Source organism: Micromonospora radicis, from assembly GCF_003583405.1.
In the GTDB taxonomy this organism is placed as follows: domain Bacteria; phylum Actinomycetota; class Actinomycetes; order Mycobacteriales; family Micromonosporaceae; genus Micromonospora; species Micromonospora radicis.
On the sequence record NZ_QXEC01000018.1, the window covers coordinates 64618 to 87784 of the forward strand.

At 72.8% G+C, this 23167-nt stretch carries 20 protein-coding genes; 10 read left to right on the forward strand and 10 right to left on the reverse strand.

The window, feature by feature from the left end:
- Positions 1-14 precede the first annotated feature (14 nt).
- The 6 genes from D2L64_RS18690 (at position 15) to hutH (ending at position 7961) form a co-directional block, all read left to right on the forward strand.
- Positions 15-863 (forward strand): MurR/RpiR family transcriptional regulator, encoded by an 849-nt coding sequence (locus D2L64_RS18690; protein ID WP_119578284.1) that lies wholly within the window; start codon positions 15-17, stop codon positions 861-863.
- Between the two features lie 12 nt (positions 864-875).
- A complete protein-coding gene (gene hutU / locus D2L64_RS18695) occupies positions 876-2558 on the forward strand; it encodes a urocanate hydratase (protein WP_119578286.1) in 1683 nt (560 codons plus the stop codon).
- Entirely contained in the window at positions 2552-3772 is a 1221-nt protein-coding gene (locus D2L64_RS18700; protein WP_119578288.1) for an allantoate amidohydrolase, read from the forward strand. Before hutU ends, D2L64_RS18700 begins: the two co-directional genes overlap by 7 nt.
- Before the next feature lie 97 nt (positions 3773-3869).
- Complete coding sequence (locus D2L64_RS18705; protein WP_119578290.1) at positions 3870-5237, forward strand: formimidoylglutamate deiminase; 1368 nt, start codon at positions 3870-3872, stop codon at positions 5235-5237.
- Positions 5230-6429 carry an imidazolonepropionase gene (gene hutI / locus D2L64_RS18710; RefSeq protein WP_119578292.1) on the forward strand — a complete coding sequence of 400 codons (1200 nt, stop codon included), beginning with the start codon at positions 5230-5232 and terminating at the stop codon, positions 6427-6429. Before D2L64_RS18705 ends, hutI begins: the two co-directional genes overlap by 8 nt.
- On the forward strand, positions 6426-7961 hold the full coding sequence (gene hutH / locus D2L64_RS18715) for a histidine ammonia-lyase (protein ID WP_119578294.1): 1536 nt from the start codon (positions 6426-6428) through the stop codon (positions 7959-7961). Before hutI ends, hutH begins: the two co-directional genes overlap by 4 nt.
- A gap of 49 nt (positions 7962-8010) precedes the next feature.
- Here the strand turns inward: hutH and rdgB are convergent, their stop codons facing one another.
- From rdgB to D2L64_RS18760, 9 genes are all read right to left on the reverse strand, one after another.
- Positions 8011-8616 (reverse strand): RdgB/HAM1 family non-canonical purine NTP pyrophosphatase, encoded by a 606-nt coding sequence (gene rdgB / locus D2L64_RS18720; RefSeq protein WP_119578296.1) that lies wholly within the window; start codon positions 8614-8616, stop codon positions 8011-8013.
- A gap of 51 nt (positions 8617-8667) precedes the next feature.
- Positions 8668-9396 (reverse strand): ribonuclease PH, encoded by a 729-nt coding sequence (rph, locus tag D2L64_RS18725; protein WP_119578298.1) that lies wholly within the window; start codon positions 9394-9396, stop codon positions 8668-8670.
- Positions 9397-9581: 185 nt separating this feature from the next.
- Positions 9582-10328, reverse strand: coding sequence for an MBL fold metallo-hydrolase (locus D2L64_RS18730; protein WP_119578300.1), 747 nt, complete (start codon positions 10326-10328; stop codon positions 9582-9584).
- 267 nt (positions 10329-10595) lie between these two features.
- A complete protein-coding gene (locus D2L64_RS18735) occupies positions 10596-11561 on the reverse strand; it encodes a PLP-dependent cysteine synthase family protein (RefSeq protein WP_119578302.1) in 966 nt (321 codons plus the stop codon).
- 10 nt (positions 11562-11571) lie between these two features.
- Complete coding sequence (locus tag D2L64_RS18740; protein ID WP_119578406.1) at positions 11572-11922, reverse strand: MoaD family protein; 351 nt, start codon at positions 11920-11922, stop codon at positions 11572-11574.
- Positions 11923-11984: 62 nt separating this feature from the next.
- Positions 11985-12473, reverse strand: coding sequence for a Mov34/MPN/PAD-1 family protein (locus tag D2L64_RS18745; RefSeq protein WP_119578304.1), 489 nt, complete (start codon positions 12471-12473; stop codon positions 11985-11987).
- A 54-nt stretch (positions 12474-12527) separates the two neighbouring features.
- Complete coding sequence (locus D2L64_RS18750; protein ID WP_199714614.1) at positions 12528-13022, reverse strand: DUF2017 domain-containing protein; 495 nt, start codon at positions 13020-13022, stop codon at positions 12528-12530.
- A 61-nt stretch (positions 13023-13083) separates the two neighbouring features.
- Positions 13084-13374: an ATP-dependent Clp protease adapter ClpS gene (gene clpS / locus D2L64_RS18755; protein WP_119578308.1), complete on the reverse strand. Its 291-nt coding sequence runs from the start codon at positions 13372-13374 to the stop codon at positions 13084-13086.
- A 103-nt stretch (positions 13375-13477) separates the two neighbouring features.
- Positions 13478-14998, reverse strand: coding sequence for a P-loop NTPase family protein (locus tag D2L64_RS18760; protein WP_119578310.1), 1521 nt, complete (start codon positions 14996-14998; stop codon positions 13478-13480).
- A gap of 201 nt (positions 14999-15199) precedes the next feature.
- Here D2L64_RS18760 and D2L64_RS18765 point away from each other — a divergent pair, with 201 nt between their 5' ends.
- The 4 genes from D2L64_RS18765 to D2L64_RS18780 all read left to right on the forward strand — a co-directional run bounded on the left by D2L64_RS18765 (position 15200) and on the right by D2L64_RS18780 (position 21065).
- Entirely contained in the window at positions 15200-17878 is a 2679-nt protein-coding gene (locus D2L64_RS18765; RefSeq protein ID WP_119578312.1) for a LuxR C-terminal-related transcriptional regulator, read from the forward strand.
- Positions 17879-17894: 16 nt separating this feature from the next.
- On the forward strand, positions 17895-19181 hold the full coding sequence (locus tag D2L64_RS18770; protein WP_119578314.1) for a nicotinate phosphoribosyltransferase: 1287 nt from the start codon (positions 17895-17897) through the stop codon (positions 19179-19181).
- Positions 19182-19194: 13 nt separating this feature from the next.
- Positions 19195-19776: an isochorismatase family protein gene (locus D2L64_RS18775; RefSeq protein ID WP_119578316.1), complete on the forward strand. Its 582-nt coding sequence runs from the start codon at positions 19195-19197 to the stop codon at positions 19774-19776.
- Positions 19777-19847: 71 nt separating this feature from the next.
- Positions 19848-21065 (forward strand): MFS transporter, encoded by a 1218-nt coding sequence (locus tag D2L64_RS18780; protein WP_119578318.1) that lies wholly within the window; start codon positions 19848-19850, stop codon positions 21063-21065.
- 269 nt (positions 21066-21334) lie between these two features.
- Here D2L64_RS18780 and ctaD read toward each other — a convergent pair whose 3' ends face one another.
- Positions 21335-23092 carry an aa3-type cytochrome oxidase subunit I gene (ctaD, locus tag D2L64_RS18785; protein ID WP_119578321.1) on the reverse strand — a complete coding sequence of 586 codons (1758 nt, stop codon included), beginning with the start codon at positions 23090-23092 and terminating at the stop codon, positions 21335-21337.
- Positions 23093-23167: the final 75 nt, after the last annotated feature.

Sequence of the window (23167 nt, forward strand, 5' to 3'; positions counted from 1 at the left end):
CATACAGTCTCAGAATGAATGAAGGGGCTGCGATGGTGCCGACCGAGCGGGTCGTCGGCCTGTTCGACGGGGTCCGGCTCACCCCGACCCAGCGGCGCATCGCGCACTGCCTGGTGCAGCATGCGCCGGCCGTCGGCTACCTCTCCGCCGCCGAGGTCGCCGAGCTGGCCGGGGTCAGCCAGCCGTCGGTCACCCGGTTCGCGGTCGCGCTGGGCCACGACGGCTATCCCGCGCTGCGCCGCCGGCTGCGCGAACTGACCGCCGCCGCGCCCGGCCCGGCCACCGCCGGCAACGAGCTACAGCAGGCGGTACGCGCCGAGATCGGCAACCTGGACCGGCTGGCCGACCAGCTCGCCGACCGGGAGCGGCTGGCCGACACCGGTCGTACGCTGGCCGCCAGCCGTCCGTTGCCGGTGCTCGGGCTGCGGGCCGCCGCGCCGTTGGCCGCGTACTTCGCGTACTTCGCCGCGAAGGTGCACCCGGACGTGCGGGTGCTCGACGTCGGCGGCAGCCTGCTCACCGACCGGCTCGAACAGGCCGCCGCCGCCGGGGCGAGCGCGCTGCTGGCCTTCGTGCTGCCCCGCTACCCCCGGGAGACCCTGGACGCGTTGCGCGAGGCCCGCGCGGCCGGGCTGACCGTCGTGGCGATCACCGACTCGCCGGTGAGCCCGGCGACCGAGTACGCCGACGTGGTGTTGCCCGCCGCGGTCGGCGCCCAACTGGTGTTCGACCTGCACACCGCCCCGATGACCCTGGCCATGGTGCTGCTGCAGGCGATCTGCGACGCCGCCCCGGCCGAGACCCAGCGGCGGCTGGAGGCGTTCGAAGCCTCCGCCGCCCGTCGACAGTTGTTCCTCGGTTAGGAGGCCCACACCATGACCCACGCCGACCAGAGCGCCCCCGGCCCCGTCCGGGCCGCCCGCGGCCCGGAACGCACCGCCCGCGGTTGGCCGCAGGAGGCCGCCCTGCGGATGCTGATGAACAACCTCGACCCGGAGGTCGCCGAACGCCCCGACGACCTGGTCGTCTACGGCGGCACCGGCAAGGCGGCCCGGGACTGGCCGTCGTACCACGCGCTGGTGCGGACGCTGACCGACCTGCGTGCCGACGAGACCATGCTGGTGCAGTCCGGCCGACCGGTCGGGGTGCTGCGGACCCACGAGTGGGCGCCCCGGGTGCTGCTGGCCAACTCGAACCTGGTGGGCGACTGGGCCACCTGGCCGGAGTTCCGCCGCCTGGAACAGCTCGGCCTGACCATGTACGGGCAGATGACCGCCGGTTCGTGGATCTACATCGGCACCCAGGGCATCCTGCAGGGCACCTACGAGACGTTCGCCGCGGTGGCCGCGAAGCGGTTCGGTGGCACCCTGGCCGGCACGCTGACGCTGACCGGGGGCTGCGGCGGGATGGGTGGCGCGCAGCCGCTCGCGGTCACCATGAACGGCGGCGTCTGCCTGATCGTGGACGTCGACCGCAGCCGGCTGGCCCGCCGGGCGCACGACCGCTACCTCGACGAGATCGCCGACGACCTGGACGACGCGGTCGAACGGGTCCTCGCGGCGAAGCGGGACCACCGGGCGCTCAGCGTCGGGGTGGTCGGCAACGCCGCCGTCGTCTTCCCCGAGCTGCTGCGCCGGGGCGTACCGGTCGACGTCGTCACCGACCAGACCAGCGCCCACGACCCGCTGTCGTACCTGCCCGACGGGGTGGAGTTGGCCGACGCCCGGGACTACGCGGCGGCCAAGCCGGCCGAGTTCACCGACCGGGCCCGGGAGTCGATGGCCCGGCACGTCGAGGCGATGGTGGGTTTCCTCGACGCCGGTGCCGAGGTCTTCGACTACGGCAACTCGATCCGGGGCGAGGCGCAGCTCGGCGGGTACCAGCGGGCGTTCGACTTCCCCGGCTTCGTGCCGGCGTACATCCGGCCGTTGTTCTGCGAGGGCAAGGGCCCGTTCCGGTGGGCGGCGCTCTCCGGCGACCCGGCCGACATCGCCGCCACCGACCGGGCGATCCTCGACCTGTTCCCGGAGAACGAGTCCCTCGCGCGGTGGATGCGGATGGCCGGCGAGCGGGTCGCCTTCCAGGGCCTGCCGGCGCGGATCTGCTGGCTCGGCTACGGCGAGCGGGACCGGGCCGGGGTGCGGTTCAACGAGATGGTCGCCTCGGGTGAGCTGAGCGCACCGCTGGTGATCGGCCGGGACCACCTGGACTGCGGCAGCGTCGCCAGCCCGTACCGGGAGACCGAGGCGATGGCCGACGGCTCCGACGCGATCGCCGACTGGCCGCTGCTCAACGCGCTGGTCAACACCGCCAGCGGCGCCTCCTGGGTGTCCCTGCACCACGGCGGCGGGGTCGGCATCGGCCGTTCCATCCACGCCGGTCAGGTCTGCGTCGCCGACGGCACCGCGCTGGCCGGGCAGAAGATCGAGCGGGTACTCACCAACGACCCGGCGATGGGTGTGATCCGGCACGTCGACGCCGGCTACGACGCCGCCCGCGAGGTCGCCGCGCAGACCGGCGTCCGTGTTCCGATGACCGAGGGAACGGCCCCGTGCTGACGCGTCCGGTGGCGGAGGGCCCCCTTCCGGAGAGGTTCCGCGAGCTGTGGGACGAGATCGCGCCGATCGGGCGCGACCCGGACAGCGGCGGCTACCTGCGCTACGCGCTCACCGAGCCGGAACTGCGCCTGCGGGAGTGGTTCCGGGGGCAGGCCGACGACCGCGGCATGCCGGTCACCGAGGACGGCAACGGCAACCTGTTCGCCTGGTGGGGTGACCCGGACGCCGGCGACGCGGTGCTGACCGGCAGCCACTTCGACTCGGTGCCGCACGGCGGGGCATACGACGGGCCGCTGGGCATCGTCAGCGCCTGGCTGGCCGTGGACGAGCTGCGGGCGGCCGGTGTCACGCCGTCCCGGCCGCTTGTCGTCGGCGCGTTCGTGGAGGAGGAGGGGGCCCGGTTCGGCGTACCGTGCCTGGGTTCTCGGCTGCTCACCGGGCAGATCGCGGTGGACCGGGCGGCCGGGCTGCGCGACGCGGCCGGGGTGAGCTTCGCCGAGGCGCTGGGCGGGCGGCCGGCGGGCGCCGATCCGGGGTTGCTCGGCCGGTTCGGCGCCTTCGTGGAGCTGCACGTCGAGCAGGGCCGCGCGCTGGTCGACCAGGCCGCGCCGGTCGCGGTGGCCAGCGCCATCTGGCCGCACGGCCGTTGGCGCTTCGACTTCACCGGCGAGGGGAACCACGCCGGTACGACCCGGATGGCCGACCGCCGCGACCCGATGCTCACGTACGCGTTCGCGGTGCTCGCCGCGAACAAGGAGGCGCGGCTGCGCGACGCCCACGCCACCGTGGGTCGGGTGTCCGTGGAACCGAACGCCACCAACGCGATCCCGTCCCGGGTGACCGGTTGGCTGGACGCCCGCGCCGCCGCGCCGGAGACGTTGGGTGGACTGGTCGAGGCGGTCCGCGCCAAGGTCGTGGAGCGGGCCCGGCGAGACGGCACCGAGGTGACGTTGACCGAGGAGTCGACGACTGCGCTGGTGGCCTTCGACGGTGGGTTGGCCGACCGGCTGGCCCGGTTGCTGGCGGCCCCGGTGCTGCCCACCGGTGCGGGGCACGACGCGGGGGTGCTGGCGGCGCACGTACCGACGGCGATGCTCTTCGTCCGCAACCCGACCGGGGTGTCGCACTCCCCCGCCGAGTCGGCCGACGACGTCGACTGCGCCGCCGGGGTGGCCGCCCTGGCCCGGGTGTTGGAGGAGTTGGCATGTCGCTGAGTACGGGGCCGGTGGGCGAACCGGCGCGGGCAGCCGCCCGGCCGGGTCATGATCGGCTGATGGCGCGGATGGTTCAGCTCGACAGGGTCCGGGTGCGATGACGTCGACCCGCTGGCTCGCCGAGTACGCGTGGCTGCCCGAGCAGGCCGAACCGACGCCCGACGTGCTGATCGAGACGGTCAACGGCCGGATCACCGGCGTCACGCCACTGGCCCCCGGTGGGCGGCCGGACGCCGGGGTCGACGTACTCGCCGACGCGGTACGGCTGCCCGGGCTGACCCTGCCCGGCCTGGCCAACGCCCACTCGCACGCCTTCCACCGGGCACTGCGCGGCCGTACCCACGGCGGGCGGGGTGACTTCTGGAGCTGGCGCGACCAGATGTACGCCGTCACCGGCCGGCTGGACCCGGACTCCTACCTGGCGCTGGCGCGGGCGGTCTACGCCGAGATGGCGTTGGCCGGGATCACCTGCGTCGGTGAGTTCCACTACCTGCACCACGGGCCGGGCGGCACGCCGTACGACGACCCGAACGCGATGAGCGCGGCGCTCGTCGAGGCGGCGGCGCACGCCGGGATCCGGCTCACCCTGCTGGACGCCTGCTACCTGACCGCCGCGGTGGACGGCCAGCCCCTGGCCGGCACGCAGCAGCGCTTCGGCGACGGTGACGCGCTGCGCTGGGCCGAGCGGGTCGAGGCGTTCACCCCCGACGGCGTGCACGCCCGGGTCGGCGCGGCGATCCACTCGGTGCGCGCGGTCCCCGCCGAGCAGCTCGCCACCGTGGCCGGCTGGGCGGACCGGCGGGACGCACCGCTGCACGTGCACCTGTCGGAGCAACCGGCCGAGAACGACGCCTGCCGGGCGGTGCACGGCCGCACCCCGACCCGGCTGCTGGCCGACCACGGCGCCCTCGGCCGGGCCACCACGGCGGTCCACGCCACCCACCCGACCAGCGGCGACGTGGCCCTGCTCGGGGAGAGCCGGACCGGGGTGTGTCTCTGCCCGACCACCGAACGGGATCTCGCCGACGGCATCGGGCCGGCCCGCCGGATGGCCGACGCCGGCATCCCGCTCAGCCTGGGCAGCGACAGCCACGCCGTGATCGACCCGTTCGAGGAGGCCCGAGCGGTCGAGCTGGACGAGCGGCTGCGCACCCGCGAGCGGGGCCACTTCGCCCCGGTGGCGCTGCTCACCGCGGCGAGCAGCGCCGGACACGCCGCGCTGGGCTGGACCGACGCCGGTCGGATCGCGGTCGGTGACCGCGCCGACCTGGTCACGGTGCGGTTGGACAGCGTACGCACGGCCGGGGTGACCCCGGCGGGTGTCTGGTTCGCGGCCAGCGCCGCCGACGTCGCGCAGGTGGTGGTGGACGGTCGGGTGCTGGTCCGCGACGGCCACCACCTGACCGTGGACGTACCGCAGGAACTGGCCACGGCGATCGCGGAGGTGACCACCCGCCATGAGTAGCCTGCTGCTCGACAACATCGGTGAGCTGGTCACGAACGTGGCCGACTCGGGTGCGGACGGGCCGCTGGGCATCCGGCGGCGGGCCGCGGTGCTCGTCGAGGACGGCGAGGTGGCCTGGGTCGGCCCGGCGACCGACGCGCCGGCCGCGGACCGGCGGGTCGACGCCGACGGGGCGGCGGTGCTGCCCGGGTTCGTGGACAGCCACGCTCATCTGGTCTTCGCCGGGGACCGGGCAGCCGAGTTCGCCGCCCGGATGGCCGGGCAGCCGTACACCGGTGGCGGCATCCGCACCACGGTCCGCGCCACCCGCGCCGCCTCCGACGAGGAGCTGCGCACCACCGTGCGCCGGCTGCGCGCCGAGGCGTTGCGGCAGGGCACCACCACGATCGAGATCAAGAGTGGGTACGGCCTCACCGTCGCCGACGAGGCCCGCTCGCTGCGGATCGCCGCCGAGGTGACCGGGGAGACCACCTTCCTCGGCGCGCACGTGGTGCCGGCCGAGTACGCCGACCGCCCCGACGACTACGTCTCGCTGGTCTGCGGACCGATGCTGACCGCCGCCGTGCCCCATGCCCGCTGGATCGACGTGTTCTGCGAACGGGGCGCCTTCGGCGCCGACCACGCCCGGGCGATCCTCGCCTGTGGACAGGCCCTGGGGCTCGGGGTACGGCTACACGCCAACCAGCTCGGCCCCGGCCCGGGCGTGCAGCTCGGGGTGGAGCTGGGGGCGGCCAGTGTGGACCACTGCACCCACCTGACCGACGTCGACGTCGACGCGCTGGCCTCGACCGCCGTCGACACGCCGTCGGGGCCGGAGACGACCACCGTGGCCACCCTGCTGCCCGGTGCCGAGTTCTCCACCCGGTCGCCCTATCCGGACGCGCGCCGGCTGCTCGACGCCGGTGTCACCGTGGCGCTGGCCACCGACTGCAATCCCGGCTCGTCGTACACCTCCTCGATGCCGTTCTGCATCGCGCTCGCCGTACGCGAGATGCGGATGACCCCGGCGGAGGCGGTGTGGGCGGCGACCGCCGGTGGCGCGCGGGCGCTGCGCCGCGACGACATCGGGGTGCTGCGCCCCGGCGCCCGCGCCGACCTGATCGTCCTCGACGCCCCGTCCCACCTGCACCTGGCCTACCGGCCCGGGGTACCCCTGATCCGCCGGGTCCTGCACAACGGAGTACCGCAATGACCGTGACCATCCAGCCCACCGGGATCTCCCCCGCCGACGTGCTCGCCGTGGCCCGTGGCGACGCCAAGGTGGTCCTCGCCCCGGCCACCCTCGCCGCCATGGCGACCAGCCGGTCCATCGTGGACGACATCGAGGCCGACGGCCGCCCGGTGTACGGCGTCTCCACCGGGTTCGGGGCGCTGGCCAACACCTTCGTCGCCCCCGAACGCCGGGCCGAGTTGCAGCATGCGCTGATCCGCTCACACGCCGCCGGCATCGGTGCGCCGATGCCCCGGGAAGTGGTGCGGGCGATGATGCTGCTGCGGGTCCGCTCGCTCGCGCTCGGCCACTCCGGGGTACGCCCGCTGGTCGCCGAGGCGCTGGTGGACCTGCTCAACCACGAGGTCACCCCGTGGGTGCCGGAACACGGCTCACTGGGTGCCTCCGGTGACCTGGCCCCGCTGGCGCACTGCGCGCTGGTGCTACTCGGCGACGGCTGGGTGCTCGGCCCGGACGGTCAGCGACAACCCGCCGCCGACGCGCTGCGCCGGGCCGGGTTGGCCCCGGTCGAGCTGGCCGCCAAGGAGGGGCTGGCGCTGATCAACGGCACCGACGGCATGCTCGGCATGCTGCTGCTGGCCATCCACGACGCGGCACACCTGTTCACCATGGCCGACGTGACCGCCGCGCTGGCCATCGAGGCGATGCTCGGCTCGGACCGGCCGTTCCTGCCGGAGTTGCACGCCATCCGGCCGCACCCGGGGCAGGGCGTCTCGGCCACCAACATCCACCGCCTGTTGCAGCACTCGGCGGTGATGGACTCGCACCGCGACGACGTGGCGCACGCGGTGCAGGACGCGTACTCGATGCGGTGCGCCCCGCAGGTGGCCGGCGCGGCCCGGGACACCCTGGACTTCGTGCGTACGGTCGCCGGACGGGAACTGCTGTCGGTGGTGGACAACCCGGTGGTGCTGCCGGACGGCCGGGTCGAGTCGACCGGTAACTTCCACGGCGCCCCGCTGGGCTTCGCCGCGGACTTCCTGGCCATCGCCGCCGCCGAGGTGGGCGCGATCGCCGAGCGCCGGGTCGACCGGCTGCTCGACGTGACCCGCTCCCGGGACCTGCCGGCGTTCCTCTCCCCCGACGCCGGGGTCAACTCCGGGCTGATGATCGCCCAGTACACGGCGGCCGGGATCGTCGCGGAGAACCGTCGGCTGGCCGCGCCCGCCTCGGTGGACTCGCTGCCCACCAGCGGCATGCAGGAGGACCACGTCTCGATGGGCTGGGCGGCCACCAAGAAGCTGCGTACGGTGCTGGACAACCTGACCAGCCTGCTCGCGGTGGAGCTGCTGTCGGCCGTACGCGGACTTCAGCTGCGGGCCCCGCTCACCCCGTCGCCGGCCGGACGGGCAGCCATCGCCGCCCTCGGCGGGGCCATCGGCGAGCCCGGCCCCGACGTCTTTCTCGCCCCCCTGATCGAGACCGCCCGCGAGGTGGTCGCCACTGCCACCCTCCGCGCCACCGTCGAACAGGAGATCGGTGAACTGAACTAGCCGGCTGCCGGCGCGCTGCACGCGTCGGTGGAACAGCTCAGCTGGCCGGTCAGAGGACCTTGGCGACCAGGGCGGCCAACTCGCGTAGGGCCTTGCCGCGGTGGCTGATGACGTCCTTCTCCTGCGGGGTCAGCTCGGCGTTGGTGCGGTCCTGGCCATCGCCCAGGAAGATCGGGTCGTAGCCGAAGCCACCCTCGCCGCGCGGCGCCCGTAGCACCCGGCCCGCCTGCCGGCCATCCACCAGGTGCTCCTTGCCACCGGGCAGCACCAGCGCCACCGTGCACACGAACGAGGCGCCCCGGTGCTCATCCGGCACGTCGGCCACCTGGTCCAGCACCAGCTGGAGGTTGGCCTGGTCGTCGCCGTGCCGGCCGGCCCAGCGGGCGCTGAACACCCCCGGCATCCCGTTGAGCGCGTCCACCGCCAGCCCCGAGTCGTCGGCGATCGTCGGCAGACCGGTACGCCGGCACCCCTCCCGCGCCTTGATCAGCGCGTTCTCGCCGAAGGTCAGCCCGGTCTCCGGCAACTCCGGGTACGCCTCGACGTCGTCCAGCCCGAGCAGGGCGATCCGGTGCGCGCCGAGGGCGCCGTCCAGGATGCGCTGCAACTCGGTGAGCTTCTTACGGTTACGCGTGGCGAGCAGCACCTTGTTCACTGAATCACCTTCCGTTCGCGGCTGCGGGGCTCGCAAGCTCGCTCCTCGCGCTCACCGGGCCAGCGCCTTGCGCTGGGCGTCGGCCAGGTCCAGACAACCGACGACGGCCAGGTCGAGCAAGGCGTCCAACTGCGCGCGGTCGAAGACGCCGGCCTCACCGGTGCCCTGCACCTCGACGAAGTCGCCGGTGCCGGTGCAGATCACGTTCATGTCGACCTCGGCGGCCACGTCCTCCTCGTAGCAGAGGTCCAGGCGCGGCTCGCCGGCGATCACGCCGACGCTGACCGCGGCCACCGACCGGTGCATCACCTTCTCCGGCGTGCCGGACAGGGCCCGGCGCGCGGCGAGCCAGCTGACCGCGTCGTGCAGCGCCACGTACGCCCCGGTGATCGCCGCGGTCCGGGTGCCGCCGTCGGCCTGCAACACGTCGCAGTCGAGGACGATCGAGTTCTCGCCGAGCGCCTTGAGGTCGATCGCCGCCCGCAGGCTCCGGCCGACCAGCCGGGAGATCTCGTGGGTACGCCCGCCGACCCGCCCCTTGACGCTCTCCCGGTCCGAGCGGGTGTTGGTGGCCCGGGGCAGCATGGCGTACTCGGCGGTGACCCAGCCCAGCCCGGAGCCACGGCGCCAGCGAGGCACCCCCTCGGTGACGCTCGCGGTGCAGAGCACCCGGGTCGCACCGAACTCCACCAGCACCGAGCCTTCGGGATGGGTGCTCCAGCCACGGGTCAGGGTCACCGGTCGGAGTTGGTCGGGCTGCCGCCCGTCAGGTCGCGCCATCCCTGCACCCTATGCGGTGCCCTGATCCGACCGCCTCCGGGTGCCGGTCGTCCCCGCCGGACGGCCGTCCGGTCGATGTCGGGTACGCGGAGGAAGCCGGCGACCGCCGCCGGCCAGCCGAACTCCTCGGCCCGGCGGCGGGCCGCCGCTCGCCGGGGCGTGCGCCGGCACGCCGCCCGGGTGGGTCAGATGTCGTAGCTGGCGCCGGGCCGGACGACCTCCAGCGGGCCGGTGTACGCGCCCGCAGCGGAGGCCACCGTGTGCGCCTCACTGCCCCAGGCGGCCACCAGGTGCGTCAACAGCAACCGACCCACGTTGGCCTTGGCCGCCGCCTCGCCCGCCTCCCGGCCGGTCAGGTGCAGGTCCGGCGGGTTGTCGACGCCGTCGAGGTAGCTGGCCTCGCAGAGGAAGGCGTCGGCGTTCTGGGCCAGCCGCACCAGCGCCTCGCAGGGGGCGGTGTCGGAGGAGTAGCAGAGCACCCGTCCGGCGTGCTCCAGCCGGACGCCGTAGGTCTCCACCGGGTGCAGCACCCGGTCGACGGTGACGGTGAACGGACCGATCGGGAAGGTGCCGGGTTGCAGCGCGTAGAACTGGTAGACGTCCTCGACCGTGCTCTCCTCCTGCCCGTAGGCGGTGGCGAGCCGTTCCGGGGCACCGGCGGGGGCGTAGACCGGCAACGGCGGGTACGGCCCGTCCGGGGCGTACCGCCGCACCACGACGTACGACGTGGCGTCGAGGATGTGGTCGCAGTGCAGGTGGGTCAGCAGGATGGCGTCGGGGGCGTGCAGCCCGGCGTAGCGCTGGAGGGTGGACAGCGAGCCCGGGCCGAAGTCGACCAGGAGCCGGAAGTCCTCGGCCTCGACCAGATAGGCCGAGCAGGGGGATTCGGGTCCGGGGAAGCTGCCCGCACAGCCCAGGACGGTCAGTCGCATCGAGTCGTCTCGCTGTCACGGTAGGTAGTGATCTCGCAGGCCACCGCTCCGGCGATGATCATTACCGACGCGTACGCCACGCTGCGCAGCCTACGCCCGCCGATGCAGGGGCAAGAATGATCTGCTGGAACTTGTCACCAACGTGACACCCGCCCCGGCCGTCCGATCGAGCCCGCGTTGGCTGAGTGGCCAGTCAGCGTAGGCCGACGCGACGAGGGCCACCGGCAATACGCCGGTGGCCCTCGGATTCGTCGAACAGAACGCCGGTCACGCCCAGAGCTGCCCCTCCAGGGCCTCCTCGGCGTCGGCCAGCGTGCCGCCGTACGCCCCGGTGCTGAGGTACTTCCAGCCGCCGTCGCTGACCACGAACGCCACGTCGGCGCGACGGCCGTCGCGCACCGCCTGATGGGCCACGGCCAGGGCGGCGTGCAGCACCGCCCCGGTGGAGAAGCCGACGAACAACCCCTCCACCTCCACCAGCTGCCGGGTCCGCAACACCGCGTCCCGGGTGCCGACGGAGAAGCGGCGGGTCAGCACGGTGGCGTCGTAGAGCTCCGGGACGTACCCCTCGTCGATGTTGCGCAGGCCGTAGACCAGCTCGCCGTACCGCGGCTCGGCCGCGATGATCTGGATGCCCTCGACCTTCTCCCGCAGGTAACGCCCGGTGCCCATCAGGGTGCCGGTGGTGCCCAGCCCCGCCACGAAGTGCGTGATCGACGGCAGGTCGTGCAGCAACTCCGGGCCGGTCGTCTCGTAGTGCGCCCGCGCGTTGGCCTCGTTGCCGTACTGGAAGAGCATCACCCAGTCCGGATGCTCGGCCGCGATCTGCTTCGCGGTGGCGACCGCCTGGTTGGAGCCGCCGGCCGCCGGCGAGAAGATGATCTCCGCGCCGTACATCCGGAGCAGCTGCACCCGCTCGGCGGAGACGTTCTCCGGCATCACACAGACCAGCCGGTAGCCGCGCAGCTTCGCCACCATGGCCAGAGAGATGCCGGTGTTGCCGCTCGTCGGCTCCAGGATCGTGTCACCCGGGCGGAGCCGGCCGGCCTCCTCGGCGGCCCGGACCATGAACATCGCGGCCCGGTCCTTGACGCTGCCGGTCGGGTTGCGGTCCTCGAGCTTCGCCCACAGCCGCACCGGCGGTGCCCCCTCGGGCACCGTCGGCGACAGTCGGGGCAACCCCACCAGGGGCGTGCCGCCACAGGCGTCCAGCAGGCTGTCGTACCGCGTCATCGCGGCCGCCTCAGCCGACGGTGACGGGCGCACGGCGCCCGGTCGCGGCGTGCTGGGCGATCGCCGCGGCGGCGGCGAAACCGAACGCGCCCCCGGCCACCGCCGGCAGGATGGTGACGCTGTCGCCGTCGGAGAGCTTGGCGTCCAACGCGCCCAGGAACCGGACGTCCTCGTCGTTGACGTAGACGTTGACGAAGCGGTGCAGCGCACCGGCCTCGGTGACCAGCCGCCCGCGCAGCCCGGAGTGCCGGGAGTCAAGGTCGGTGAGCAGGTCGTCCAGGGTGTCGCCGCTGCCCTCGACGACCTTCGCGCCGCCGGTGTAGCTGCGCAGGATGGTGGGGATGCGAACCTCGATGGCCATGATGTCGTACTCCTCGATCGGGTGTGCTCGGTGACGGGAAAGGGTGCGCGAGAGCTGAGAAGTCAGCGGCCCGAACACTCGTAGTCGACCGTCGCCGGGCTCTGCCCGAACATGTAGGACTGCACGGCGTGCGGATCCACCCCGGCGTCGAGGATCCGCACCGGCTCCTCGGTGACCACCCCGTCCACGATCCGGAAGGAGCGGATCTCCTCCGTGTCGGGTTCCCGGGTGGAGACGAGCAGGTAGTGTGCGCCCGGTTCACCGGCGAAGGAGATGTCCGTCCGCGACGGGTACGCCTCCGTGGCGGTGTGCGAGTGGTAGATGACGACGGGCTCCTCGTCCCGATCGTCCATCTCCCGCCACACCCGCAACTGCTCCATCGAGTCGAACTCGTAGAACGTCATCGAGCGGGCGGCGTTCTCCATCGGGATGTGGCGGGTCGGCTCGTCGCTGCCGACCGGCCCGGCGACCACACCACAGGCCTCGTCGGGGTGGTCCCGACGGGCGTGGGCCACGATCGCGTCAACGATCGACCGGTCGATGCTCAGCACGCCGCCCAGCCTAGCGCCCGGCGACGGCCAGCCGCGAGGCGGCGCCGGTCACAGTCACTCGATCAAGGCGTTGAGCAGGGACTCCTGCAGATAACCCAGATAGGCGTAGACCGAAAGCTGGAACACTCGGCTGGACGACGGGTCGTCGGCCACCGCGTCGTCCAGCTCGGCGCCCAGATCCGTACCGTCCTTGATCTCCAGCCGTACGCCCATCGCCAGCCGGGCGTCGTTGAGCGCCCGCAGCCACGCCTCGGCCGCCTCGGCGTCCAGGCGTACCTCCCCACCGCCGTCGCCGGGCAGTGCGGCCAGGATCGCCCCGGCCTGGTCGATCTTCGCGGTCTTCAGGTCGCCCTCGGTGTAGCGGCGGAACTCCGCGGTCCCCGCCGCGTCCTCCGGGTAGACCTCGGGAAAGAGCCGGCAGACCACCGGATCGGAGTGGTCGAAGCCGTCGGTGAGCAGCCCGACCACCTCGGAGGCGACCTTGCGCAGCACGCGCACCTCGTCGACGGCGAAGCTGGCGACGTACCGGTCACCGCGGCGGCGGAACATGCTCACGGCGCCATCCCTGGTCGCGACTGCGGGGCTCGCAGACCCGGCTCACTCCTCGCGCTCACGAGCGGTCCACCGTCGCCCAGAGTCCGTACGCGTGCAACTGCGAGGCGTCGTGCTCCATCCGCTCCCGGGCACCGCTGGACACCACGGCCTTACCCTTGTGGTGCACGTCCAGCATCAACTGCTCGGCCCTCTCCCGGCTGTAGCCGAAGAGCTTCTGGAACACCCAGGTCACGTAGGTCATCAGATTGACCGGGTCGTCCCACACGATCGTCACCCACGGCCGGTCGGAAGCCGGGGCCTCATCGGTGTCCGGAGTCTCGACCGGTGCAACCTGCGGAGCCGCCATACCCCCCATCGTGCCACCGGATCGGCGGAACCGAGGAACCGGAACGCCGGACCCACCCGTCCCACCGTCGACGGCGCTGCCGGCGGGGTGCGCCGGGCACCGGTCAGGCGAGCAGGATGCCGTGTTCGGCAGCATCGGACAGCACCGTGCCGAGCGAGACGCGGATCACCTCGAACCGGCGGGCGACCTCGCGGGACAGGTCCAGTTCAATCTCCCGCACCGCCCGCTGGGCCCACGCCCGAGCCGCGTTCTGGTCGTTGTTGCCCGGCGAACGCCAGTGTTGCCAGCACCCGCCGGACAGCGCCACCGCCACCGGCGGCAGCACCTCGGTACGCGTCGGCACCGGGTACGTGGACAGCGCGTCGATGGCTGCGGCACCGCTCAGCCCCGCGACCCCCGCGGTACTGGTGATCAGCAACACCCGCTCCAGGTCCGGACCGGTGGTCTGGTCCGCCATGCCCCAACGGACCGCCTGGTAGATGCGCCGCCGGACGCCCGCCGCCAGGGGTGCGCCGAAGAGCCGGCCGGCGGCGTCCTCGACGAGCACCCGGGTGGCGTGGTCGCACTGGGCGGTGGCCAGCAGCGACAACGCCTCCATCTCCCGGTCGAGCAACTGCGGCATCCCGGCACAGCCGGCACCGAAGACGATCTCCTGCACCAGTCGCAGATGCATGTTGGCCAGTTCCAGCGCCAGGTGCTGCCGGATCCGTCGGGCCGCGGACCGGGCCTGGCGGTCGAGCTGTTCCGACCAGTCGCCCGCCTCCGCCAGTACCGGCACCCGACCGTGCGCGCCGGGCAACTCCGGCGGCTCGTCGCTGGCCCGGCGCAGCCCCTCGTCGGAGGCCCAGGCGACCAACGCCCGCTTCAGGTCGGCCTCGCCGCCGTCGAGGATCGGGAACCACCGCGCGTCGGCCAGTCCCGGCACGGCGGCGAGCAGCGCGGCCCGGCCCGCCTCGACGGTGACCGCGACCGGATCGACCGTCGGGCCGCCAGGCTCCCCCGAACGCTGCCCGGCCGCCGTGGCCTCCGGGACCGCCGCCCATCCGCCGCTGCCCGGCGTGACCGCGAAGAACACCCGAACCGAAGCGCCCGCGACCTCGGCGAGCAGGTCCAGTTCCGCGGCGCTGAAGCTCTGGTCCGCCGCGATCACGAAGAGCAGTGCGCCGGACCGGCCGACCGCGTCCAGCAGGATCCTGGTGCCGGCCAGCCCGAGCGACCCGGTGTCCGGCGTGTCCACCAGGGCGACGTGCTTGAGCAACGGATCCGGCAGGCTCAGCTCGACCCGGCGCGGCGGTCGGGCCAGCGCCGGCCCGACCGCCGGCAGGTTCGGTCGGTACGAGTGCGGTCGTCGGTAGCCGGGCACGAAGGCGTTGCGGGCGGGCTCCGCACCGTGGCGCAGTACCAACCAGCTACCGCTCGGCACGGCGAGCATCCCGGCGTCGAGATCCAGCAGCGTGGCGAGCGTGCGGGCACGCCCGGCGCCCGCCGGACCCGCGGCGATGACCGCGAGCGGTTCGCGGGCGCTGGTGGCGGTGACGCCGAGGCGCTCCGGGAAGGGGCCGGGACCTGGCGGTTCGGCGGCGCCATCGGGCGTACCAAGGTCGTGAAGAGGGCCCGGCTTCATCAGGCGGCGGCCTCCGAGGCAGGGCGGCCGGCGGTGACCGGCCGCGGTGAACTTCCGGTGACGACACCCGGATTCCGGAAGAGTACGGGCGCCCGAGTCGGGAACGGGACAATTCAAGTACTCAGCGGTAACTGTGGGACTACTTAACTTCACCCGCTCGGGCTACCGGCCGGTGCGCAGTTCCATCGATATGCTGCGCAAATGACTCGGTGGAGCTTCGTGGGCCGCACGGCAGAACTGGATCGTCTGCAGGTGGCGGTGACCGGCGCCCAGGGCCGGGGCATCTTCTTCGCCGGCAGCGCGGGCATCGGCAAGAGCCGCCTGCTGCGGGAGGGAGTGGACGCCCTGCCCGCCGAGAAGTACGCGGTGTGGTGGATCGCGGCCAGCGCCACCACCGCGGCGATGCCCTTCGGCGGCCTGGTCCAGGTGCTCCCCGTCGAACAGCCGCAGGGCCTGTCACCCGCCGGGATCCTGCGCTGGGCCGTCGACGTGTTGCAGCAGCAGGCCGCCGGACGGCGGATCGTGCTCGCCGTCGACGACGCGCACCTGCTGGACCCGCCGTCGGCCGCCCTGGTGCACCTGGTGGCGCGCTCCGAGAACGCCTGCGTGGTGGGCACCCTGCGCGACGGCGAGCAGATCCCGCTGCCGATCCGGGCACTGTGGACGGACGGGCTGGTCGAACACGCCGAGCTGAGCCCGCTGGCGCCGACCGAGACCGCCGGACTGCTCGCCTCGATCCTGGGTGGACCGGTCGACGGCGGCTCGTCGGACCGGCTCGGCCGGCTCAGCGCCGGCAACCCGCTGCTCCTGCGCGAGCTGGTGCACTCCGTCCAGGGCAGCGAGGAGCTGACCAAGCGGTACGGCATCTGGACCTGGACCGGACGGCTTGAGCTGGCACCCAGCCTGACCGACCTGATCGACATCCGGATCAACCAGCTCAGCCCCGGCGTACGGGCCGTCGTCGAGCTGGTCGCCTTCGGCGAGCCGCTGGGTCTGCGGCTGCTCTACAAGGCGGTGGAGCAGACCGACGTGGAGACCGCCGAGGAGCGTGGGCTGATCACGATGGTCGAGTCCGACCGCCGGCTCGACGTCCGGTTGGCGCATCCGCTCTACGGCGAGGTGGTCCGCCGGCAGTGCCCGGTCAGCCGGACCCGCCGGTTGCAGGCCCACCTGGCCGAGCTGATCGAGGGCGTGGGCAAGCGGCGCCGGGAGGATCTGCTCCGGGTGGCGGTGTGGCGCCTGGACTCCGGCACCGCGCAGGATCCGGCGATGCTGGTCGCCGCGGCCGGTCAGGCGTTCGCCCGCTACGACGTACCGCTGGCGACCCGGCTGGCCCGCGCGGCGCTCGACGCCGGCGGCGGGTTCGACGCGGCCGAGCTGCTGGCCACCATCCTGATGTTCGCCGACCGCCCGGCCGAGGCGCTCGGCGTGCTCGACGCGGTCGCCACCGACACCGCCGACCAGGAACGGCTCAGCCGGTGGCTGACCGTCCGGGGCATGGTCAGTTACTGGGGCCTGAGCCAGGAGTCCACGGTGGAGGAGATCGCCGCCCGGGGCCGGGAGTTGACCGATCTGGCCGCTCAGGCCCGGATCCGCGCCTTCGAGGCGATCATGCGCCTGCACCGGCTGGACGCCCCGGCGGCACTGCGGCTCGCGCAGGGCGTGCTGGACCGCCCGGCGGCCAGCGTCGCCGCCCGCGAGCTGGCCCGCTGCACCGTCGCCCACCTGCAGGCCGTGCAGGGGCAGCTGTGCCGCAGCGCCACCGCGGTGGACCTGGTACAGGCGAAGGCGGCCAGCTGGCGGGCGGACATGCCGTACCTGCAACTGGCGGTGGAACTGGCCCGGGGCACCCGGCTGGCGCTCTCCGGCGACCTGAGCGGCATCGACACGCTGGTCGCCGACGAGTTCGCCGACCTGGCCGACGCGGGCGACTTCCGGCTCGGCAGCGGCTACCTGGCCATCCTGCGGTCGTACGCGGCGCGGTTGCGTGGGCGCAGCGACACCGCCCTGCAGGCGGCCCTCGGTGCCTGCGCGATCCTGGCGACCAGTCGGGTCTACGCCGGGCTGGCCCAGTCCGAACGGGCCCAGGCTGCCGCGCTGCGCGGCGACGCCCGGCAGGCGGCCGAGGCGATCGCCGAGGCCGACCGTATCCACGCGCCGAGCATGGCGGTGCTGTACCCGTGGCTGGAGCAGGCTCGGGCGGCGGCGCTCGCGGCCGACGGTGACCTGCCCGGTGCGGTGGCCCAGCTGCACCAGCTGGTCAGCCGGCTACGCGCCGACGGCTTCGCCGGACATGAGACCCTGGCCCTGCACGACCTGGTACGCCTCGGCGAAGCGACCGCGGCCACCGGGCCGACCTGCTCCGACGGCAGCCGCCGGACTGTCGCCCAGCGGTTGGCGGAGCTCTCCGAACAGGTCGACGGCGAGTTGCCGCCGCTGCTGGCGCGGCACGCCCGGGCGGCGGCCGACGGCTCACCCGAGCAGCTGCTCACGGTCGCCGACGGGTTCATGGGCCTGGGGCTGGCGCTGCCGGCCGCGGAGGCCGCGGCCGGCGCCGTGCACCTGCTCCGGCAGCGCCGCTCGCCGGAGGTGACCACCGCCACCGAGCGGCTCGGCGTACTGCTCGGGGTCTGTGACATGGTGCACACCCCGGCGCTGCGGGCGGCCACCCCGACGCTGAGCGACCGGGAGTGGCAGGTGGCCCGCCTCGCGGCGGACGGTGAGACCAGCCGGGCCATCGCCGAGCAGCTCTTCCTCTCCGCCCGCACGGTGGAGAACCACCTGCAACGGGTGTACAGCAAGCTCGGCGTGACCGGCCGGGCGGAGTTGAAGACGGCGCTGCGCACGATCCCGGGCCACGACGGCACGGCGGCGAGCTGAACTTTAGGCTGAAGCGGTGCAGACCCTTCGTCCCGCGCTGCTGACCGACCACTACGAGCTGACGATGGTCAGTGCCGCGCTACGCGACGGCACGGCGGACCGCCGCTGCGTGTTCGAGGTGTTCAGTCGGCGGCTACCGGCCGGACGCCGCTACGGCGTCGTCGCCGGCACCAGCCGAATGATCGACATGATCCGGGAGTTCCGCTTCGACCCGGCCGACATCGAGTTCCTGCGCCACACCGGCGTGGTCGACGAGGCCGCGGCCGCCTGGCTGGCCGGCTACCGGTTCACCGGGGACGTCGACGGGTACGCCGAGGGCGAGCTGTTCTTCCCCGGATCACCGATCCTCACCGTCTCCGGCACCTTCGCCGAGTGCGTGGTGCTGGAGACGCTGGTGCTGTCGGTACTCAACCACGACTGTGCGGTGGCCGCCGCCGCCGCGCGGATGGTGACCGCGGCCCGGGGCCGCGCGTTGATCGAGATGGGCTCCCGGCGGGCACACGAGGAGGCAGCGGTGGCCGCGGCCCGCTCGGCGTACCTGGCCGGGTTCCGGTTCACCTCCAACCTGGCCGCCGGCCGGCGGTACGGCATCCCCACCGCGGGTACCGCGGCGCACGCGTTCACCCTGCTGCACGACGACGAGCGCGCCGCGTTCGCCTCGCAGGTCGCCACGCTGGGCAAGGAGACCACGCTGTTGGTCGACACGTACGACATCAGCCAGGGCATCCGCAACGCGATCGAGGTGGCCGGGCCCGAACTGCGGGCGGTCCGGATCGACTCCGGCGACCTGGCGGTGATCGCGCAGCAGTCCCGGCAGCTCCTGGACTCCCTCGGCGCCACCGAAACCAAGATCATCGTCTCGGGTGACCTCGACGAGTACGCGATCGCCGCGCTCGCCGCCGAGCCGGTGGACATGTACGGCGCCGGCACCGCCGTGGTGACCGGCTCCGGCGCACCGACCGCCGGGCTGGTCTACAAGCTGGTGGAGGTCGAGGGGCGGCCGGTGGTCAAGCGCTCCGAGCACAAGGCCACCATCGGCGGACGCAAGGTCGCGGTCCGCCGGCACAAGCCGACCGGCACGGCCACCGAGGAGATCATCGTGCCGCAGGGCGTACCGGACCGGCGGCCCAACGACCGGCTGCTGCAACGGTCGTACGTGGCCGCCGGTGAGCCGGCGACGCTGCCGACGTTGGCGGAGTCACGCGAGCATCTGCGGCAGTGCCTGATCTCGATCCCCTGGGAGGGGCTGAAGCTCTCCGCCGGTGACCCGGCCATCCCGGTCACCGTGGTACCCGCCGAGTGAGAGGAGCGAGTCGGTGCCCAACGCGCTGATCATCGTGGACGTGCAGAAGGACTTCTGCGAGGGCGGATCGCTGGCCGTGGCCGGCGGTGCGGGCGTGGCCGGGGGGATCTCCCGGCTGCTGGCCACCGAACCGGAGCGCTGGGACCACGTGGTGGCGACGAAGGACTACCACGTCGATCCCGGTGCCCACTTCGGTGACCCGCCGGACTACGTCGACAGCTGGCCCCGGCACTGCGTGGTCGGCACCCCGGGCTCGGAGTTCCACCCCGAACTGGCCACCGATCGGATCGAAGCGATCTTCCACAAGGGCGAGCACGCCGCAGCGTACTCCGGCTTCGAGGGGCACGCCGAGGACGGCGAACGGCTGGCCGACTGGCTGCGCCGGCACGGGGTGGACCGGGTGGACGTGGTCGGCATCGCCACCGACCACTGCGTACGCGCCACCGCGCTGGACGCGGCCCGGGAGGGCTTCGCCACCACCGTACTGCTCGACCTGACCGCGGCGGTCGCACCGGAAACCACCGACGTCGCGTTGCGGGCGTTCGAGGGGGCGGGGATCACCACGCACGGCTCGCCTGTGATCAGCACCGCATGACCTGGTAATTGGTTGGCGGTTGTCGTACCTCCGGTCGAGGATGTCCGGCGGAGGTACGGACCGACGTGAACATGAAGCCTTACCGGGAGGCGCTCGCCCTGCCCGGTTTACGGTCGTTGCTGCTGGTGGCGGTCCTGGCGCGGGTTCCGTTGACCGCGACCGGCGTGACGCTGACGTTCTACGTCGTGCAGGACCTCGGGCGTGGTTACGGTGCCGCCGGGCTGGTCGGCGCGGCGATCACCGTCGGCGCGGCGGTCGGCGGGCCGGTGCTCGGTCGACTGGTGGACCGCCGTGGGTTGCGTCCCGTCCTGGTCCTCACCACCGTGGCCGAGGCGATCTTCTGGGCCACCGCGCCGATGCTCTCGTACGCCCTGCTGCTGCCGGCGGCGTTCCTGGCCGGCCTGCTGGCGCTGCCGATCTTCTCGGTGATCCGGCAGTCCATCGCCGCGCTGGTGCCGCCGGAGAAACGCCGGCCAGCGTACGCCCTGGACTCGATGTCGGTAGAGCTGTCCTTCATGATCGGCCCGGCGTTGGCCACGGTCGGCGTCACCACCATCTCGGCCCGGCTGACGCTCTACCTGGTCGGTGCCGGCATCGTCGTCGCCGGGGTGGTGCTCTGGCTGCTCAACCCGCCGGTACGCAGCGCCAGCGAGGCGACCGGGCCGCAGCCGAGGATCGCCCGTCGGCAGTGGCTCAGCTCCCGGATGGTCGCCGTGTTCGCGGTGAGTGCCGCGGCGACCCTGGTGCTCGGCGGCACCGACGTGGCGGTCATCGCCGTGCTGCGGGAGAGCGGCGACGCGGCCTTCACCGGGGCGGTGCTCTCGGTGTGGGCGGTGGCGTCGCTGGTCGGCGGCTTCGCGTACGGCGCGGTCCGGCGTTCGTTCACCCCGGTGGCCCTGATGGGCGCATTGAGCCTGTGCACCATCCCGGTCGGGCTGGGCGGTGCCCACTGGTGGCTGCTCTGCCTGGCGCTCATCCCCGCCGGTGCGCTCTGCGCACCGACCATCGCGGCCACCTCCGACACGGTCAGCCGCCTCGCCCCGGCCAGCGTGCGCGGCGAGGCGATGGGCCTGCACGGCTCCGCGGTCACCGTCGGCATCGCCGTCGGTGCCCCGCTGGCCGGCGCGGTGATCGACGCCTCGGCGCCGTTGTGGGGCTTCGCGGTCACCGGCGCGGTCGGCGCCCTGGTGGCCCTCGTGGTACTCCCGATCGAACTGCGCCACCGCCGCGCCGACGCCGCGACCCCAGCCGACGCGCCCTCTGCCGACGCGGTTGTCGGCTCCGCCTGAAGCCGACCGACCCCGTGGTTCCGGTCAGCGCACCCTCGCCCGGCGCCGATGCCACCTTCGGCCCGACCGGCTCCTGACCGCTGGGCGTCTCGCCTGCGGCGTACCGGCCAGGACCGTCACGGCCCGCCACCTCCCGCCGGCCGCCCGATCCCACCTGTCGGCCCTTGGTTCTGCTTCAACCGACGCATCGCTCACCCTCTGTGTCGGGAGCATGAAGACGGGCGCCGGCCCCCGGTGGGGGGCGGCGCCCGTCTTGTGGTTCGGGTGGGTCAGCGGCGGTCGATGTCGCTGGCGGTGTCCTCCTGGTAGCTGGCGCCACCGTCGGACTCGCTGGTCAGCGGCTTGGAACCACCCTCGGGCGGGCCGGCGATGGTCTGCCCGGCCGCCAGCTCCGGGAACTTGGCGTCGAAGGCGGGCCGCTCGGAGCGGATCCGCGGCATCCGGTCGAAGTTGCGCAGCGGCGGCGGCGAGCTGGTCGCCCACTCCAGCGAGTTGCCGTGACCCCACGGGTCGTCGACCTCGACCACCGGGCCGGCCTTGTACGACTTCCAGCAGTTGTAGATGAACGGCAGCGTGGAGATACCGGTGATGAACGCGCCGATCGTGGAGATCATGTTCAGCGTGGTGAAGCCGTCGCCGGGCAGGTAGTCGGCGTAGCGACGGGGGAAGCCCTCGCTGCCCAGCCAGTGCTGCACCAGGAAGGTGGTGTGGAAGCCGATCATGGTCAGCCAGAAGTGAATCTTGCCGAGCCGCTCGTCGAGCATCCGGCCGAACATCTTCGGGAACCAGAAGTAGATGCCGGCGAACACCGCGAACACGATCGTGCCGAAGAGCACGTAGTGGAAGTGCGCCACCACGAAGTACGAGTCGTGCAGGTGGAAGTCCAGCGGCGGGGCGGCCAGCAGCACTCCGGTGAGGCCACCGAAGAGGAAGGTGACCAGGAAGCCGACGGACCACAGCATCGGCGTCTCGAAGCTGATCTGCCCCCGCCACATGGTGCCGATCCAGTTGAAGAACTTCATCCCGGTCGGCACGGCGATCAGGTAGCTGAGGAAGCTGAAGAACGGCAGCAGCACCTGGCCGGTGGCGAACATGTGGTGCGCCCAGACGCTCATCGACAGACCGGCGATGGCGATGGTGGCGGCGACCAGGCCCTTGTAGCCGAAGATCGGCTTACGGGAGAAGACCGGGATGATCTCGCTGATGATGCCGAAGAACGGCAACGCGATGATGTACACCTCGGGGTGACCGAAGAACCAGAACAGGTGCTGCCACAGCATCGGGCCGCCGGTCTCCGGGCTGAACACGTGCGCGCCGAGCAGCCGGTCCGCGGCGAGGGCGAACAGCGCGGCGGCCAGCAGCGGGAAGACCAGGATCACCAGGAGGCTGGTGACCAGCATGTTCCAGGTGAAGATCGGCATCCGGAACATCGTCATGCCGGGGGCGCGCAGGGTCAGGATCGTGGTGATCAGGTTGACCGCGCCGAGGATGGTGCCCAGACCGGAGATGGCCAGGCCGACCACCCACATGTTCGCGCCGACACCCGGGGAGTGCTCGGTGGTGCTCAGCGGGGTGTACGCGGTCCAGCCGAAGTCGGCCGCCCCGCCCGGGGTGAGGAAACCGGCGGTGGCCATGGTGCCGCCGAACAGGTACAGCCAGTACGCGAAGCTGTTCAGGCGCGGGAACGAGACGTCGGGGGCGCCGATCTGGATCGGCACGACGTAGTTACCGAAGGCGAACACGATCGGCGTCGCGAAGAACAGCAGCATCACCGTGCCGTGCATGGTGAACAGCTGGTTGTACTGCTCGGGCGACAGGAACTGCAGCCCGGGACGGGCCAGCTCGGCCCGCATGATCAGAGCCATCAGGCCACCGATCATGAAGAACACGAACGCGGTGACCATGTACATGATCCCGATTTGCTTCGCGTCCGTGGACCGCAGCAGCCGCGCGATGGCCGACCCCTTGACCGGCTCCCGGACCGGCCAGGGCCGGGTCACGACCGGCTTGGGTGCGACGGTGGTCACGAGTGGCCTCCGGTTCTGGGTTGTCCCGCTCGGCACGCGAGTCTCTGCGGGCCGTCATCCGCAAGGAGGATAGTC

Bases quoted from the DNA above. Each gene is read 5' to 3' on its own strand.
- D2L64_RS18690 (WP_119578284.1), top strand. From the start codon at position 15: ATGAATGAAGGGGCTGCGATGGTGCCGACCGAGCGGGTCGTCGGCCTG.
- hutU (WP_119578286.1), top strand. From the start codon at position 876: ATGACCCACGCCGACCAGAGCGCCCCCGGCCCCGTCCGGGCCGCCCGC.
- D2L64_RS18705 (WP_119578290.1), top strand. From the start codon at position 3,870: ATGACGTCGACCCGCTGGCTCGCCGAGTACGCGTGGCTGCCCGAGCAG.
- hutI (WP_119578292.1), top strand. From the start codon at position 5,230: ATGAGTAGCCTGCTGCTCGACAACATCGGTGAGCTGGTCACGAACGTG.
- hutH (WP_119578294.1), top strand. From the start codon at position 6,426: ATGACCGTGACCATCCAGCCCACCGGGATCTCCCCCGCCGACGTGCTC.
- rph (WP_119578298.1), bottom strand. From the start codon at position 9,396: ATGGCGCGACCTGACGGGCGGCAGCCCGACCAACTCCGACCGGTGACC.
- D2L64_RS18730 (WP_119578300.1), bottom strand. From the start codon at position 10,328: ATGCGACTGACCGTCCTGGGCTGTGCGGGCAGCTTCCCCGGACCCGAA.
- D2L64_RS18735 (WP_119578302.1), bottom strand. From the start codon at position 11,561: ATGACGCGGTACGACAGCCTGCTGGACGCCTGTGGCGGCACGCCCCTG.
- D2L64_RS18740 (WP_119578406.1), bottom strand. From the start codon at position 11,922: ATGGCCATCGAGGTTCGCATCCCCACCATCCTGCGCAGCTACACCGGC.
- D2L64_RS18750 (WP_199714614.1), bottom strand. From the start codon at position 13,022: ATGTTCCGCCGCCGCGGTGACCGGTACGTCGCCAGCTTCGCCGTCGAC.
- clpS (WP_119578308.1), bottom strand. From the start codon at position 13,374: ATGGCGGCTCCGCAGGTTGCACCGGTCGAGACTCCGGACACCGATGAG.
- D2L64_RS18760 (WP_119578310.1), bottom strand. From the start codon at position 14,998: ATGAAGCCGGGCCCTCTTCACGACCTTGGTACGCCCGATGGCGCCGCC.
- D2L64_RS18765 (WP_119578312.1), top strand. From the start codon at position 15,200: ATGACTCGGTGGAGCTTCGTGGGCCGCACGGCAGAACTGGATCGTCTG.
- D2L64_RS18780 (WP_119578318.1), top strand. From the start codon at position 19,848: ATGAAGCCTTACCGGGAGGCGCTCGCCCTGCCCGGTTTACGGTCGTTG.